Source organism: Streptomyces sp. NPDC058307, assembly GCF_042880295.1.
In the GTDB taxonomy this organism is placed as follows: domain Bacteria; phylum Actinomycetota; class Actinomycetes; order Streptomycetales; family Streptomycetaceae; genus Streptomyces.
In genome coordinates, this window is record NZ_JBHVYZ010000074.1 from 25,273 (window position 1) to 41,077 (window position 15,805).

Consider the following 15,805-nt stretch of genomic DNA (forward strand, 5'->3'; position numbering starts at 1 on the left):
GCTTGCAAAAATGGGGAACGGGAGTGGTGTCGGCCTGCGCGCGGATCGCGGAGGCGTGAGTTCCCTATTCGACAGGTCGGGTGACGGCGTCTGCTGGTTCCAGCCTTATCGGTCGAATCTCGGCGCGGCAGGGATGGCTGATTTCAGCACCTTCATAATCCCGGAGTGCGATATTTCGAAAGGATGGAGAAACTCCCAGTAATAGAGAGTCGCAGGGCGAAGGAGTCTGGTTCCCGGCGACAGTGAAGTTTTTTGTCACACGCCCGATCCGGGCCATTGGCCGGGTACCCCCCTACCGTATGTACGCATGGAGAAGTCGAAGCGTGTCCTTTTCTTCCCGCCGGCCCTACTGGGCTTCGTCGTCCTGCTCGTGTCGTTGACGGCGGTGTCGTACGCCGTGGGACGCATGGCAGGTCCGGTGGCTCCGGGCATGCACCGCACTGTGCCCGCCTCCGAGGAGTCGAAGGAGCCGGGGATGCCGGGCATGCATGGCCTGGCTCCGGTCGACGGTGAAGTACGGGTGAGCCGATGACCACCGCCGATCACCGTGAGCGGGCCAACGAGCCCGGGGCGACCACCGATCTGCTGGTCGGCGGCATGACGTGCGCCGCGTGCGTGGGCCGGGTCGAGAAGAAACTGGGCCGCGTCGAGGGCGTGACGGCCACCGTCAACCTGGCCACCGGGCGGGCCCGTGTCTCCCATCCCGCGTCGGTGACCGCTCAGCAGCTGATCTCAGTGGTGGAGAGCGCCGGTTACACGGCCGAAGTCCCGCCGCCGCCCGCCGAGGAGCAGCACGCGGACGCGGCACGCGAGCAGCGGACGGCCGGCGCGGGCGTCGGTGACAGGGGCCGGCTGCTGATCACGGCGATGCTGTCGCTGCCCGTGCTCCTGCTCTCCATGGTGCCCTCCCTGCAGTTCACCTACTGGCAGTGGCTGTGCTTCAACCTGACCGTCGCCGTGGTGGGCTGGAGCGCGTGGCCCTTCCACGAACGGGCCCTCAAGGGGCTACGGCATGCCACGGCGACCATGGACACCCTGGTATCCCTCGGCGTGCTCGCATCCTTTGCCTGGTCCACGTACGCCCTGTACTTCGCAGGCGCGGGCCGGCCGGGCATGCGCATGGCGTTCAGCCTGGTGCCCGAGGCCGGCAGCGCGAGCGCGCATCTGTACCTGGAAGCGGCCGTGAGCGTGCCGCTGTTCGTGCTGGCCGGTCGCTATCTGGAGGAACGGGCCAAGCAGGGCACGGGATCAGCGCTGCGGGCACTCGCCCAACTCGGCGCGAAAGACGTCGAGTTGCACGAGGGTGAGCCGGGCCGACGGGTCCCGGTCTCCGAACTCGGGGTCGGCCAGGAATTCCTGGTACGACCGGGTGAGAAGGTCGCCACGGACGGTGCGGTCACTGACGGCAGTTCAGCCCTGGACCTGTCACTGGTGACGGGCGAGAGCGTGCCGGTGGAGGTCGGGCCGGGCTCGTTCGTGGTGGGCGGTGCGGTCAACGCCGGCGGCCTGCTGGTGATTCGAGCCACGGCGGTCGGCGCCGACACCCAACTCGCGCGGATCACCAAGCTGGTGAGCGACGCACAGGCGGGCAAGGCCCGCATCCAGCGGCTGGCCGACGCCGTCGCGGGGGTATTCGTCCCCGCGATCGTGACCGTGGCCTGCACTGTGCTGGGGTTCTGGCTCGGCGCCGGGGCGAACGCCTCGGCAGCCGTGACCGCGGCGGTCGCCGTCCTCGTCGTCGCGTGTCCTTGCGCCCTCGGTCTGGCCACTCCGACGGCCTTCATGGCCGCCACGGGCCGTGGCGCGCAACTCGGCGTACTGCTCCGAGGACCGGAGGCGCTGGAGCGGCTGCGGCAGATCGACACCGTGGTCTTCGACAAGACCGGCACTCTCACCACCGGACGCATGACCCTCGCCGACACGACGGTGGTGGCCGGGGAAGACGCGAGCGCGATCCTGCGACTGGCCGGGGCGGTCGAGTACGGCTCCGAGCACCCCATCGGCCGAGCCATCGCCGCTGCCGCCCGCCAGGCCGCGGACGGCGGACGGCTGCCATCGGTGGCCGGCTTCCGCGCCGTTCCGGGAGCCGGCGTCAGCGGCCAGGTCGACGGCGTCGAGGTCGTCGTAGGCCGCCCGCGACCTGACACCCCGCTCCCGGGTGCGCTTCAGCAGGCTCTGGATGACGCCCACGCCTCCGCTCGCACAGCGGTGGTCGTCGAGAAGGACGGCCGCCCGGTCGGCGTCCTGGCGGTCGGCGACACACTGCGGCCCTCCAGCTACTCCGCCGTACGACGCCTGCGCAAGCTGGGCATCGAGCCCATTCTGGTGACCGGAGACGGTCCGGCCGCCGCGCATGCCGTGGCCGAGCAGGTCGGCATCGACGAGGTGCACGCGGAGGTGACCCCGGAAGGGAAGACCGGCATCGTCGCGAAGCTGCGGGACGAGGGACGCCGGGTGGCGGTCATCGGCGACGGAGTCAACGACGCCGCAGCTCTGGCCTCCGCCGACCTGGGTATCGCCATGGGCGGCGGCACCGACGCGGCGATCGGCGCCGCCGACATCACCCTCGTACGCGAGGACATGCAGGCGGTGGTCGCGGCCGTACAGCTCACCCGCCGGACCTTGAGAACCATCCGTGCCAACCTCGCCTGGGCCTTCGGCTACAACGTCGTCACCGTTCCCCTGGCCGCCACCGGCTGGCTCAACCCGATGTTCGCCGCTGTGGCGATGTCCGCCAGTTCCGTTCTCGTGGTCGCCAACAGCCTGCGACTGCGGGCCTATTCGCCCGCCGGGCACGACTACCGCTCCGCTTCTGCGTCCGCCTCCGCTGACGAGGGCAGTCGGACACGACTGTCCGCCGCGGACAACAACACCGCCTCGTCTCTGGAGGAGATCCGATGAACTCCGTTTCGTCCACCGATCCGGCCGAACGCTCCTCGCCGCCCTGGCGCCGGGTGACCGCCGGTGTGCTCAGCGCCGCTCTCGTACCCGTGGTCACCTGCGTGACGGCCTTGATGCTCCTGACGGCCTACACGACAACGGGTGCGGCCGGTGCACCGCCGGCAAGGATCGGTGTCAGCAACGCTCGCATCTTCGTACCTCCCAACTCCGAGAACACGGCCGCCTTCTTCGACATCGGCAACACCGGAGCCGCTGACGACGTGCTGACGTCCGTCTCCTCCACGGAGCTCGGGGTGACGATGCTGGGTCGGCGGGTCACGAGGGACGGGGCAGGACACATGGAGCCGCTCGACTCCCTCACGATCCCGGCCCGAAGCCGCGTGAACATGACCCCGTACGGCGTCGACGTGATGGTCCTGGATCCACCGAGGCTGAAGGTCGGGGACAGGGTCCGCTTCGACCTGTGGTTCCGCGACTCGGGCCAGGTGACCGTGGACGCGGTGACCGTTCCTGCGCGCGCATGACGAGGAAGAGCAGCCACCAGGCGTTCCTCGTCGTCACCCTTCGCCCATCAGCTTCCGGATCTCGGTGACGGCCGCGACGAGCGCCTTCCGCTCGGGGACCGTGGTCTCCGGGTGCCACAGGTCGACGAGCAGGCAGGTGCGCGGACGCGGCCCGCCGTTCCACGCCTCATGCTCGAAGGAGTAGTCGAAGAGGAGGCACGTGCCCTCCACCCAGGAGCGCGTCTCGCCGGCGACCGTGATGCCGCACTCCTCGGGGATGTCGACCGCCAGGTGCAGGTTGATGCTGAAGTTCCACAGGTCGCAGTGGGGCGCGATCGCAGCGCCGGGGAGCAGGGTCGAGAAGTGGCACTCCAGCAGGGGGCAGAGCTTCCCGGTGTCGACCGCCTCCTCCTTCAGCACCTGGAAGGCGGTCGGCACCGTGTCGGCCGACTCGTTCACCAGGCCGCCCTTGCGGAAGAGATAAAGGGCCTGCCAGTCCGACTGGCGGGTGAGGTAGTGCTCGTAATCGGAGAAGGCTTTCCGCCGGGCGGCCCAGGCGGTCTCCAACTCCTTCTTGATAGCGGCGTGGTTCGCTTCGAAGGCGTGCACCACCGGTGCCAACTCGGGGTGGCCGTACGGATCGTGCCAGGGCTGCTGTGAAATTCCCGGCAAGATCCACTTGGCCCCCTTCTGCAACGGATGGCGATCGCCCCTTCCCGCCGCAAGCATCTGCTCGACCCGGGCGATCGAATCCGGTCCGTGCTCGCTCCTGATGGCGGCGAAGGCGTTCTCTATCTCCGGGGTCATGGAATCTCCAGGATTTCGAGCGTGATGGTCCCTGCATCCGTGTGGAGGGTACCCAGGAGGTACCCGTCACGTCCCCGGGAAAGGGTGCGGCGTGGCCGGTATGGGGGCACACCGGATGGCGTGAGTGGTGCAGTGCGCCGGTAGTGCTTCCCATGCTTCTGAATTCCGGCCGCTGCCGGGAACCAGGGCGCGCCGTGAGCCGACTCTCTTTGGGAAAGAACAAGTCAGTGACGGAGTCGGGTCTCGATGCGAGAGCGCCGGGGGCTTCCTTCCCCGGCGCTGATATCGAGGTTGTCGACGAGTTGCACGCCGGCAGAACGATCGGATGGAAGAGGGCCGGTCCCACGCTTGTCGGGCATCGCCTCGATCCCGGGCGTTTCACTCCGGGCCATCGGCGCGGTCATGGGCCGGCTTCGCACCACCGGCCCTGACGCTCGTTCGACGCTCCGGGTGCCCCGCTCCGGGTGCCCCGCTCCGGGCGAGGAGCCGGGAAACCGGTCCTGAGCGGCGTCAGATGTCCCGGAAGATCTCGATCTGCGCCCCCACCGAGTTGAGCCGCTCGGCCAGGTCCTCGTAACCGCGGTTGATGACATAGACGTTGCGCAGCACGGACGTGCCGTCGGCCGCCATCATCGCCAGCAGGACGACCACGGCGGGGCGCAGGGCCGGCGGGCACATCATCTCGGCGGCCCGCCAGCGGGTCGGGCCCTCCACCAACACCCGGTGCGGGTCGAGGAGTTGGAGGCGTCCGCCGAGCCGGTTCAGATCCGTCAGGTAGATCGCCCGGTTGTCGTAGACCCAATCGTGGATGAGGGTCTGGCCCTGTGCGACCGCGGCGATGGCGGCGAAGAACGGGACGTTGTCGATGTTCAGGCCGGGGAACGGCATCGGGTGGATCTTGTCGATCGGCGCCTCCAGCTTGGAGGGCCGGACCGTGAGGTCGACCAGCCGGGTGCGGCCGTTGTCGGCGACGTACTCCGGCGTACGGTCGTGGTCGAGCCCCATCTCCTCCAGCACCGCGAGCTCGATCTCCAGGAACTCGATCGGCACCCGGCGCACCGTCAGCTCCGACTCCGTCACCACGGCCGCGGCCAGCAGGCTCATCGCCTCGACCGGGTCCTCGGAGGGGGAGTAGTCGACGTCCACGTCGATGTGCGGCACGCCGTGCACGGTCAGGGTGGTGGTGCCGACGCCCTCGACCTCGACCCCCAGGGTCTCCAGGAAGAAGCAGAGGTCCTGGACCATGTAGTTGGAGGAGGCGTTGCGGATGACGGTGACGCCGTCATGTCGGGCGGCCGCGAGCAACGCGTTCTCCGTCACGGTGTCGCCGCGTTCGGTCAGCACGATCGGACGGTCGGGGCGGACCTCCCGGTCGACCCGGGCGTGGTACTGGCCCTCGGTCGCCGCGACGTCCAGACCGAACCGGCGCAGCGCGATCATGTGCGGCTCGATGGTCCGGGTGCCGAGGTCGCAGCCGCCGGCGTACGGCAGCCTGAAGCTGTCCATGCGGTGCAGCAGCGGGCCCAGGAACATGATGATCGAGCGCGTGCGGACGGCGGCCTCGGCGTCGATGGCGTTCATGTCCAGCTCGGCCGGCGGCACGAGTTCGAGGTCGACGCCGTCGTTGATCCACCGGGTGCGGACCCCGATGGAGCTCAGCACCTCCAGAAGGCGGTAGACCTCCTCGATGCGGGCGACCCTGCGCAGCACCGTGCGCCCCTTGTTGAGGAGCGAGGCGCACAGCAGGGCCACGCACGCGTTCTTGCTCGTCTTGACGTCGATCGCGCCGGACAGCCGACGGCCGCCGACCACCCGCAGATGCATCGGGCCGGCGTAGCCCAGAGAGACGATTTCGCTGTCGAGTGCTTCACCGATACGGGCGATCATCTCAAGGCTGATGTTTTGATTGCCGCGCTCGATGCGATTGACGGCACTCTGACTGGTGCCGAGCGCCTCGGCAAGTTGCGACTGTGTCCAGCCCCGGTGCTGACGGGCGTCACGGATGAGCTTGCCGATACGTACGAGGTAGTCGTCTGCCATGGGGTTGAGGCTATCTCAGATATGAGATGGCGCATTCCGGACGGGTCTGTTCGGGTGAGGAGCCCGGGTGGACCTGAGCGACCGTCAGTGACGCTTGGCGGTGCGGGTTCGACGCCATCCGAAAGGTCCGGGCAAATCCACCGATGTCGTACGACGTCCCGTGCTGCTGTGCGTGTGCTTCGGTCCGTGGCTTCCGCCACCGGTCGTGATGGACCAGGAGCGCCGGTTGATGTTCAGCCGCACCCCGGGAAGAATCCGGAAACTCTTGCGGAACGTGAGCGGCATGGGGGCCTCCCCTTGAAGGTCGGTCGCGTGCTTTCGATGGCGTTCGAATACCCCGGCTCGGCGAAGTGATGGGTGCCGGGTGCGCATCGGCGCGCCGCCATGGGGGAGTTGGGGCGGGCGACCGCGTGGGCGAAGTCCGACGCGGCCGAGTGAGGCGCCCGAGAGGCCGAGGCCGCCCCGGTGCCGCCGAGGCATCATCGCGAGGCCGGGCATGACCATTCCGGCCTCATGTACTAGAGTTATCTCGACATCGAGATATCTGCCGAGGCGTACCGCAGTCGCACGTTCGCCGGGTCTGGCAGTAAGGCGTACCTAACTTAGCCTTACCTTAGCGGATCGGCCAGGAGGGCGTGGCGGCAGGATGCGGTGGTAAGCGCACAAAAATGAAGGAGACTGTCGTGTCGGCGAACAGCTTCGACGCCCGCAGCACGCTGCAGGTGGGCGACGAGTCGTACGAGATCTTCCGGCTGGACAAGGTCGAGGGCTCCGCGCGCCTTCCCTACAGCCTGAAGGTGCTGCTGGAGAACCTCCTCCGCACCGAGGACGGCGCGAACATCACCGCCGACCACATCCGCGCCCTGGGCGGCTGGGACTCCCAGGCCCAGCCGTCGCAGGAGATCCAGTTCACGCCCGCCCGCGTGATCATGCAGGACTTCACCGGCGTGCCCTGTGTCGTCGACCTCGCCACCATGCGTGAGGCCGTCAAGGAGCTCGGCGGCGACCCCGCGAAGGTCAACCCGCTCTCCCCGGCCGAGCTGGTCATCGACCACTCCGTCATCGCGGACAAGTTCGGCACCCACGAGGCGTTCGCGCAGAACGTCGAGCTGGAGTACGGCCGCAACCGCGAGCGCTACCAGTTCCTGCGCTGGGGCCAGACCGCCTTCGACGACTTCAAGGTCGTACCGCCGGGCACCGGCATCGTCCACCAGGTGAACATCGAGCACCTGGCCCGCACGGTCATGGTCCGCAACGGCCAGGCCTACCCCGACACCCTGGTCGGCACCGACTCGCATACCACCATGGTCAACGGCCTCGGTGTGCTGGGCTGGGGCGTCGGCGGCATCGAGGCCGAGGCCGCGATGCTCGGCCAGCCGGTCTCCATGCTCATCCCGCGCGTCGTCGGCTTCAAGCTCACCGGTGAGCTCAAGCCCGGCACCACCGCCACCGACCTCGTGCTCACGATCACCGAGATGCTCCGCAAGCACGGCGTCGTCGGCAAGTTCGTCGAGTTCTACGGCGAGGGCGTGGCCGCCACCTCCCTCGCCAACCGCGCCACCATCGGCAACATGTCGCCGGAGTTCGGCTCGACCGCCGCGATCTTCCCGATCGACGACGAGACCATCAAGTACCTCAAGCTCACCGGCCGCTCCGAGCAGCAGCTCGCGCTCGTCGAGGCGTACGCCAAGGAGCAGGGCCTCTGGCTGGACCCGAAGGCCGAGCCGGACTTCTCCGAGAAGCTCGAGCTGGACCTGTCGACGGTCGTCCCGTCCATCGCCGGCCCGAAGCGCCCGCAGGACCGCATCGTCCTCGCGAACGCGGCCGAGCAGTTCGCGAAGGACGTCCTCAACTACGTCGACGCCCCCGTCGCGCAGACCGCCGCCGCATCCGCCTCCCCGGTCGACGAGGCGAGCGCCGAGTCCTTCCCGGCCTCCGACGCCCCCGCCTACGGCAGCCAGGAGAACGGCGCCGGCGCGCCGCAGCACGGTGAGGGCACCGGCGCGGCTGTCCCGTCCCAGCCGGTCACCGTGACCGCCCCCGACGGCTCGACGTACGAGATCGACCACGGCGCGGTGACGGTCGCGGCCATCACCTCCTGCACCAACACCTCGAACCCGTACGTCATGGTCGCCGCCGCGCTCGTCGCGAAGAAGGCCGTGGAGAAGGGCCTGACCCGCAAGCCGTGGGTCAAGACCACCCTCGCCCCGGGTTCCAAGGTCGTCACCGACTACTTCGACAAGGCGGGGCTCACCCCCTACCTCGACAAGGTCGGCTTCAACCTCGTCGGCTACGGCTGCACCACCTGCATCGGCAACTCCGGCCCGCTGCCGGAGGAGGTCTCCCAGGCCGTCAACGAGCACGACCTCGCGGTCACCTCGGTCCTCTCCGGCAACCGGAACTTCGAGGGCCGTATCAACCCCGACGTCAAGATGAACTACCTGGCCTCCCCGCCGCTGGTCGTCGCGTACGCCCTCGCCGGCTCCATGAAGGTGGACATCACGCGCGATGCCCTCGGCACGGACCAGGACGGCAACCCGGTCTTCCTGAAGGACATCTGGCCCTCCGAGGCCGAGGTCAACGACGTCGTGGCGAACGCCATCGGCGAGGACATGTTCAACAAGTCCTACGCCGACGTCTTCGCGGGCGACGCCCAGTGGCAGGCGCTGCCGATCCCGACCGGCAACACCTTCGAGTGGGACGCCGAGTCGACGTACGTCCGCAAGCCCCCTTACTTCGAGGGCATGACGATGGAGACCACCCCGGTCTCCGACATCACGGGCGCCCGGGTCCTGGCCAAGCTGGGCGACTCGGTGACGACCGACCACATCTCGCCCGCCGGCGCCATCAAGGCCGACACCCCGGCCGGCAAGTACCTCACCGAGCACGGTGTGGAGCGTCGTGACTTCAACTCCTACGGCTCGCGCCGAGGCAACCACGAGGTCATGATCCGCGGCACGTTCGCCAACATCCGCCTGCGCAACCAGATCGCGCCGGGCACGGAAGGCGGCTACACCCGCGACTTCACCGTCGAGGGCGCCCCGGTGTCGTTCATCTACGACGCCTCCCGCAACTACATCGAGCAGGGCATCCCGCTGGTCGTCCTGGCCGGCAAGGAGTACGGCTCCGGCTCGTCCCGCGACTGGGCCGCCAAGGGCACCGCGCTCCTCGGCGTCAAGGCCGTCATCGCCGAGTCGTACGAGCGCATCCACCGCTCGAACCTCATCGGCATGGGCGTCCTCCCGCTCCAGTACCCCGAGGGCCAGACCGCCGAGACCCTCGGTCTGACCGGCGAGGAGACCTTCTCCTTCACCGGTGTCGAGGAGCTCAACAACGGCACCACGCCGCGCACGGTCAAGGTCACCACCGACACGGGCGTCGAGTTCGACGCGGTCGTCCGCATCGACACCCCCGGTGAGGCCGACTACTACCGCAACGGCGGCATCATGCACTATGTACTGCGCCAACTTGCCGGTTCTTGACCTGAAGTGAACGAGCGCCCCTCCCCCTGCATCTCGCGCGCGGGGGACGGGGCGCTCGCGCTCGACGGGGCGGAAGACGCGCCTGCGAGCAGGATCGCACGCGAACTGTTCCCGGAGCGGAGCTGCGCATCCTACGACGACGAAGAACCCCGCACCTGGTACCAGGTGCGGGGCTCTTCTGTCCTTGCGAGCGTGTGGTGAACGGGCGCCGCTAGTACCGCAACGGTGCTTGCCGTGACTGCTGGCCGGCTCGTTCGAGGTGTGGTCATGGGTGGGGACCTTGCAGAAGCCAGGTTGTGGGCCGGAGAGCTGGGCGTACTGCATGAGCGGTCCGTGCACCGGTTCAACCGGGGCGGAGGAGGTCGGCCATGCCGGGCCGGACCGCATCCACCGGTTGCTGAACCGGATCGAGTGGAACACCTCGGAGACCGGGAGGCCGTCCTGATCGTCGATGACACCGGGTTTCTGAAGAAGGGCATCCGTTCGGCCGACGTGCAACGGCAGCACTTCGGCCTTCCGCACCGCCCGCACTGACACCACGGACCCCGACCGCCACAGCAGATGGGCGATGTTCAGCGCGCGATCCCGCACGGCCTCACCACCCGGCGGACACGCTCTGCACCAGCCACCCACGAGCCTGGGGTGCCTCGAGATGGGGCGTGATGCGGGTCCGGTGCGCGGCGAAGGCCAGCAGAGGGAAGTTGACCGTCTACGGACCGACGACCGCACCAAGGTTCTGACCGAGGTCGGCATGTTCCTCACCGGCCTTGCGGCCGAGCAACCCTCTGGCCTGGCGACGGACCCATGCCGCCGCTGCGCCGGAGCGACTGACAGCAACGCGGAGCAGAATACTGATCAAGGGGGCACGACGGCCCAGACAAACGCCCGCTGCCCCAGGACTGGTGTCCTGGGGCACCAGGCAGACCAACACCACCTTTGGCTCGGTCAGCCGATGGCAATCCGTTTCTGCCAGTAGTCGTTGGTGGCGACTGCTTCGCTGCCGGTGTCGGTGACTGAGGTCTTGCCGCCTGCGTGGAAGCGGACGGAGCCGTCCGCGCGTACGGACCAGATGTCGGGGATGCCGTCCTTGTTGACGTCGGGCGTGCCGTACAGGAACGGCTTGTCGCTGCGGTACCAGCCCGAGGCGCCGTACGTAAGGTCCACCCCGCCGCCGACCCTGCACCGCCTCGGCAGGTTGCCGCTGGTTTGCGGGCGGCGCCGTGGCATCAGGACGAAGGGGGAGTGCGGGGTGTGCGACGCTGGAGTGGCTGCGGTCGCGGCGACGACACACGACCTGAACTACGTATTCGCGCTCTCGCACCCCGTGCCATATATCATCGGCGATATGGACAGCGGGCGGTACTCGATCGAGATCGAGCCGGAGGTGCGGCTGTGGCTGGAGAACATTCCCGCCCATCACTACAAGCAGGCCGAACGCGTCGCCGACCTGCTCGCCGAGCAGCCCACCACCCTCGACGAACCACACTCCCGCCACCTGGGCGGCGAACTCCGCGAGCTGTGCTTCCGCCTGGGCGATGCCCATCAGCGGATCACCTACTGGCTGGCGCCCGGCCAACGTGTCGTGCTGCTCACCGTGTTCCGCAAGACCAGGATGCGCGAGCAGGCCGAAGTGGACCGCGCCCACGCCGCACAGCGATTGTGCGAGGCAGAACATGAAGCCGCCGCTGAGCACGACCTCTACAGCCGCAACCTCAAGGAGAACCGATGAACCACAGCGAATGGAGGACCCGTCGCCACCGCCAGCTGCTGGGCGAGCACCTGGACGCTGACTCCGAGTACGACCGGGTCTACGAAGAGGCCGGCCTCGCCATGACGTTGGGCAAGGCCGTCTACGACCGGCGTAAGCAGCTGGGTCTGAGCGAGGCCGATCTCGCCGAGCGTATGCACGTCGACGTCGATGACATCGAAGGCATCGAGACGGCCACCGAGCTGCCGCCCATCGCGGTCATCATGCGCCTGGCCCGCGCGCTGGACCTCACGGTGGACGTGCACCTCGCCGGCGGAGACGAGCCCACCGTCACCATCGTCGCCCCAGCGGCCTGAGGCGGGGAGGAACCATGCAGGACCCGCCTTCCGCGCTCGCCCGTGAGCTCGGGCAACTCATCCACGACCGGCGCATCGAGCTCGGTCTGTCCCAGGCCGAGCTGGCCGAGCGGTGTGGGATGAAGCAGCCGCAGATCTCCCGCTTCGAAGGCGGCGGGACCGTGCCCACACTTTCCCTCCTGCGCCGCCTGGCTCAGGCTCTCGGCGCCGACCTGACCATCAGCCTCACCCCGCACGACAAAGCCGCTTGACACGTATTCGGAATTCCTGGAATTCCCCAGGCGGTGTAGACCACTGACGGCAGTAGTGACGGCAACACCAGCACACTCCAGCGCACGAGCATGAACATCCGGCGACTGTAAAATCGCCCGCTGACCAGCAAACTTGCAGGTAGGAGCGGCCTGGCCTGCACACGTACTATGTACTCGCTGGTCAGACGCCGGTCCTCGTTCACAAAAGCGGAGCGGGCCCTGACCCAACCTCTTTCTCGAACCTGATACCGGCAGACACGCCGGAATGGTTCAAGCCGATCGCTCAAAGTCCCCGTAGTGCCTACTTGATCCCTCGGCACGCCTCTGGCCAGGTGTTTTGTGTGGTTGGTCGAGAGTGAGATCAAACGGCGGCGGTGAATAGGGTTAAGAACGGCAATCGAAGCATGTCTCAGTACGTGCTGCGCAGCCTGATCCGCAAGTAAGCGCTCCGGGCGCGCAAGGGCCTGGGCCGCACTCCCGGTGATGGGGGCGCGGCCCTTCGCCGTACCCCCGTCGCCGCAGGTCATCACCCGCCCTCAGGTGGAACACAGGATTCCCTCAGCGGGCCGGGACACGATCGGTACATGACCGGCACCTCCGGGCCCCGAACGGGCCGTGTACGCGTGCTCATCGTCGGCGACGAGCGAGCACTCAACGACGTGCTGTCCGTCGCCGTCACCGAGGCGGGCTGGTGCCCCTGCCCGGCCCTGGACGGGCGCAGTGCGCTTCGCGTGGCCCGCGGTTGCGCACCCCACGCCGTCGTGCTCGACGGAATGCTGCCCGACCTGGACGGCCTCCACGTGCTGCGCCGGCTGCGCTTCGAGAACCCGAAGCTGCCCGTGCTCATGCTCACCGCCCGCGATGCCCTGGAACACCGGCTCGACGGGCTGGACGCCGGCGCCGACGACTACGTCATCAAGCCCTTCTCCCTGGAGGAGGTCGTACTGCGACTGCGCGCACTGCTGCGCCGGGCCGGGTCCGGGGCCGGGGGCGGGCGCGGACACACCGACGACCGTGTCCATGTGCTCGGCGACCTGGTCATGACCGAGGACACCCGCGAGGTGCGCCGCGCGGGCGAGCCCGTCCGGCTCACCGCGAAGGAGTTCGACCTGCTCGGTCTCCTGCTCGGCCACCCGCGCCAGGTCATCGGCAAGGCGCAGATCCTCGACCACGTCTGGAGCAGCTCCTTCGGCGGCGGCAATCTCGTCGAGGTCTACATCTCCAACCTGCGCCGGAAGATCGACAGGGGACGGCCACCGATGATCCACACCGCACGCGGTCTCGGGTACGCGATCAGGGCAGCGGAGGACGGGAGATGAGCCGGCGGCGGAGCGCGAGGACGCGCACCCGGTCCATCCGTACCCGGTCCACCCACACCCGGTCCACCCACACCCGGTCCATCCGTACCCGCCTGCTCGTCTTCGTCAGCGCCACGCTGGTCGTCGTATGTGTCGCGATGGGCCTGATCACCACGCTCTTCCAGCACGCCTATCTGATGGGCAACCTGGACGACCGGGTCCGCGACACCGCCGAACGGGCCCTGGGGGGAGCCTCGTTGCACCCGGGCAGCGAGGACGACCTGACCTTCCTGGAGGAGACCGGGCAGCCCGTCGGGATGCTCTCCGCCCGCCTGGACCAGGACGGTGCCGTCGTCTCGGCGGCCGTCGTCGTCCAGGACGCCCCCACCCGCGAGCTCGGCACCGGCCAGCGCACCGCCCTGGCCGGGATCCCGGCGGACGGGACGATGCACACCCGGACCGTGCCCGGCCTCGGCACCTACCGGGTCACCGTCCTGACGAACGGAGGCGTCCGGGTCCTCGCCGGACTGCCCTTGGACGACGTCCAGGACATGATCAGCGGACTCGTGATGATCGAGACAGGCGTCGCCGTGGCCGGGCTCGCCGTCGCCGGCTGCGTCTGCGCGGTGGTCATACGACGGCAACTGCGCCCCCTCGGCCGGGTCGCCGCCACCGCCGCCGAGGTCTCCCGCGCCCCGCTCGGACACGGCGAGGTCACCGGCCTGCCCCGGGTACCAGAGCGCGACACCGACCCCGGCAGCGAGGCCGGCCAGGTCGGCGCCGCGCTCAACCATCTCCTCGACCACGTGGAGTCCTCCCTCGCCGAGCGGCAGCGCGGCGAGGAGCGGATGCGGCGCAGCCAGGAACACATGCGGCGCTTCCTGGCCGACGCCAGCCATGAACTGCGTACCCCGCTCGCCTCGATCGCCGGATACGCCGAGCTGATGAACCGCGGCACCGACCGCATCGAACCGGTGCTGGCCTGGCGCCGGGTCTCGGCGGAGTCGGCGCGGATGACGGGCCTGGTGGAGGACCTGCTCCTGCTGGCCCGCCTCGACGAGGGCCGTCCCCTCCAGTCCGGTGAGGTGGACCTGGCGGCACTGGTCGCGGAGGCGGTGTGGGACGCGCGAGCGGCGGGGAGCGGCCACGACTGGCACCTCCGACTGAGCGCCGACACCCCGGCGTTGGTGACCGGCGACGCGGCCCGTCTGCACCAGGTGGTGGCCAACCTCCTGGCCAACGCGAGGATGCACACACCGGCCGGCACGAGGGTGACGGCATCGGTGGAGTCCGCGGACGACCGCTGCGTGATCCGCGTCCGCGACAACGGCCCCGGCATCCCCCCGACCCTCCTGCCCACGGTCTTCGAACGCTTCACCCGAGCCGATGCCTCCCGCTCCCGCGAAGACGCCAACTCCGGTGGCTCGGGCCTCGGTCTGGCCATCGTGGCGGCGATCTCGGCAGCCCACGGAGGCCACCTCCAGGTGACCAGCGTCCCAGGACGCACCGAGTTCACGATCGAGCTTCCGGCGGCCATGGAGACGGTGGTGGAGGAGGAGCGGGCGGTCTCGGGCAACGGGGCGTCGGTGTAACTCCCTTACGGGGACGTCAGGCACCCAGTCCCGTTCAGTTCCGTCGCAGGGTCGAAAACCAGTGGATCCGCGCCGCTGCCCGCCATTACCGTGCTGCCGAACCGAGTCTCCGAGGCAAGGACGTGCCGTTGTACACCGTGTGAGACCCCCCGAGCGCTGATCGGTCGCGCGTCGCACCTGTGCGTCGCGCTGCTTTTTGCTGCGGACTTCTCACTGAAACCGGTGTACTCCTGTGCTCACCGACTGGGTGGTCATGCCCACCTGTCTCCCGCTCGTCCTCCGCCGTTGCCACTCGTGCGCGTCGGAACGCTTCCGGGCGAACGGCAAGTTTCGCGTCAACGCGAACCACAAGCTCATCGACGTCTGGCTCCTCGTGCTCTGCACCGCCTGCGGTGACACAGCGAAGCTCACGGTGCTGGAGCGGACGCAGGTGCGTTCCGTACGACCTGAACTGCTGGACCGGCTGCACGACAACGACCCCGCCCTCGCAGCCGAGTTGCTGCAGGACCCGGCCCTGCGACGCCGTAACCGCATCGCCCTGGACTGGGACGACGCCTGGCGTCTCGACACCGGCGGATCGGATCATCTGGACCGCGAGGTGATCGATGTATCGGTCCGTTTCGCGGCGCGGATCCCCATCCGTCCGGTGCGGCTGATCGCCGAGGGCTGCGGCCTTTCCCGGGCCGAGGCCGAGAGACTCATCATGGAGGGCAAGCTGGTCTCCGCGGTCCGGCTGAACGCCAGACTTTCCAGCGCCTTCACTTTCACGCTCAAACGCTGAGTCCGCCGGGGCAGCTGGGGGCGGCCCGGCCCCCGAAGCCCCGCCCGGGTCGTATTAAAAAAAACCAGCCCACCCCACACAAACAA

14 protein-coding genes and 1 pseudogene are annotated in these 15,805 nt (G+C 68.6%); 11 read left to right on the forward strand and 4 right to left on the reverse strand.

Features of this window, described 5'->3' with window-relative positions:
- The first annotated feature begins 307 nt into the window (after nucleotides 1–307).
- Genes ACFVYN_RS35370 through ACFVYN_RS35380 form a run of 3 tightly spaced genes read left to right on the forward strand, consistent with a single transcriptional unit; the run spans nucleotide 308 to nucleotide 3,425 of the window.
- Nucleotides 308–532, forward strand: a complete 225-nt coding sequence (locus ACFVYN_RS35370) for a hypothetical protein (RefSeq protein WP_390006124.1) — start codon at nucleotides 308–310, stop codon at nucleotides 530–532.
- Complete coding sequence (locus tag ACFVYN_RS35375; RefSeq protein ID WP_390006126.1) at nucleotides 529–2,901, forward strand: heavy metal translocating P-type ATPase; 2,373 nt, start codon at nucleotides 529–531, stop codon at nucleotides 2,899–2,901. Before ACFVYN_RS35370 ends, ACFVYN_RS35375 begins: the two co-directional genes overlap by 4 nt.
- Nucleotides 2,898–3,425 (forward strand): copper chaperone PCu(A)C, encoded by a 528-nt coding sequence (locus ACFVYN_RS35380; protein WP_390006127.1) that lies wholly within the window; start codon nucleotides 2,898–2,900, stop codon nucleotides 3,423–3,425. The genes ACFVYN_RS35375 and ACFVYN_RS35380 overlap by 4 nt, the downstream gene beginning before the upstream one ends.
- Before the next feature lie 33 nt (nucleotides 3,426–3,458).
- Here ACFVYN_RS35380 and ACFVYN_RS35385 read toward each other — a convergent pair whose 3' ends face one another.
- From ACFVYN_RS35385 to ACFVYN_RS35395, 3 genes are all read right to left on the reverse strand, one after another.
- Nucleotides 3,459–4,211, reverse strand: coding sequence for an aspartyl/asparaginyl beta-hydroxylase domain-containing protein (locus tag ACFVYN_RS35385; protein ID WP_390006129.1), 753 nt, complete (start codon nucleotides 4,209–4,211; stop codon nucleotides 3,459–3,461).
- Nucleotides 4,212–4,721: 510 nt separating this feature from the next.
- Nucleotides 4,722–6,251, reverse strand: coding sequence for a helix-turn-helix domain-containing protein (locus tag ACFVYN_RS35390; protein ID WP_390006131.1), 1,530 nt, complete (start codon nucleotides 6,249–6,251; stop codon nucleotides 4,722–4,724).
- Between the two features lie 84 nt (nucleotides 6,252–6,335).
- Nucleotides 6,336–6,536 carry a DUF4236 domain-containing protein gene (locus tag ACFVYN_RS35395; protein WP_123763654.1) on the reverse strand — a complete coding sequence of 67 codons (201 nt, stop codon included), beginning with the start codon at nucleotides 6,534–6,536 and terminating at the stop codon, nucleotides 6,336–6,338.
- Between the two features lie 398 nt (nucleotides 6,537–6,934).
- Here ACFVYN_RS35395 and ACFVYN_RS35400 point away from each other — a divergent pair, with 398 nt between their 5' ends.
- Together ACFVYN_RS35400 and ACFVYN_RS35405 are read left to right on the forward strand one after the other, a co-directional pair.
- Nucleotides 6,935–9,733: an aconitate hydratase gene (locus tag ACFVYN_RS35400; protein ID WP_390006132.1), complete on the forward strand. Its 2,799-nt coding sequence runs from the start codon at nucleotides 6,935–6,937 to the stop codon at nucleotides 9,731–9,733.
- Nucleotides 9,734–10,000: 267 nt separating this feature from the next.
- Nucleotides 10,001–10,258 (forward strand): annotated as a pseudogene (locus ACFVYN_RS35405) (transposase); the annotation flags it as partial.
- A gap of 420 nt (nucleotides 10,259–10,678) precedes the next feature.
- Here ACFVYN_RS35405 and ACFVYN_RS35410 read toward each other — a convergent pair.
- Nucleotides 10,679–10,897 carry a hypothetical protein gene (locus ACFVYN_RS35410; RefSeq protein ID WP_390006133.1) on the reverse strand — a complete coding sequence of 73 codons (219 nt, stop codon included), beginning with the start codon at nucleotides 10,895–10,897 and terminating at the stop codon, nucleotides 10,679–10,681.
- Nucleotides 10,898–11,078: 181 nt separating this feature from the next.
- On the opposite strand from ACFVYN_RS35410, the gene ACFVYN_RS35415 reads away from it, so the two are divergent.
- The 6 genes from ACFVYN_RS35415 (at nucleotide 11,079) to ACFVYN_RS35440 (ending at nucleotide 15,719) form a co-directional block, all read left to right on the forward strand.
- A complete protein-coding gene (locus ACFVYN_RS35415; RefSeq protein WP_390006135.1) occupies nucleotides 11,079–11,462 on the forward strand; it encodes a type II toxin-antitoxin system RelE/ParE family toxin in 384 nt (127 codons plus the stop codon).
- A complete protein-coding gene (locus tag ACFVYN_RS35420) occupies nucleotides 11,459–11,797 on the forward strand; it encodes a helix-turn-helix domain-containing protein (RefSeq protein ID WP_390006137.1) in 339 nt (112 codons plus the stop codon). Before ACFVYN_RS35415 ends, ACFVYN_RS35420 begins: the two co-directional genes overlap by 4 nt.
- Nucleotides 11,798–11,811: 14 nt before the next feature.
- A complete protein-coding gene (locus tag ACFVYN_RS35425; RefSeq protein ID WP_390006139.1) occupies nucleotides 11,812–12,048 on the forward strand; it encodes a helix-turn-helix domain-containing protein in 237 nt (78 codons plus the stop codon).
- Nucleotides 12,049–12,632: 584 nt separating this feature from the next.
- Nucleotides 12,633–13,367, forward strand: coding sequence for a response regulator transcription factor (locus tag ACFVYN_RS35430; protein ID WP_390006141.1), 735 nt, complete (start codon nucleotides 12,633–12,635; stop codon nucleotides 13,365–13,367).
- Nucleotides 13,364–14,938: a sensor histidine kinase gene (locus tag ACFVYN_RS35435; RefSeq protein WP_390006143.1), complete on the forward strand. Its 1,575-nt coding sequence runs from the start codon at nucleotides 13,364–13,366 to the stop codon at nucleotides 14,936–14,938. The genes ACFVYN_RS35430 and ACFVYN_RS35435 overlap by 4 nt, the downstream gene beginning before the upstream one ends.
- Before the next feature lie 232 nt (nucleotides 14,939–15,170).
- Nucleotides 15,171–15,719 (forward strand): DUF1062 domain-containing protein, encoded by a 549-nt coding sequence (locus ACFVYN_RS35440; protein ID WP_390006144.1) that lies wholly within the window; start codon nucleotides 15,171–15,173, stop codon nucleotides 15,717–15,719.
- Nucleotides 15,720–15,805 lie beyond the last annotated feature (86 nt).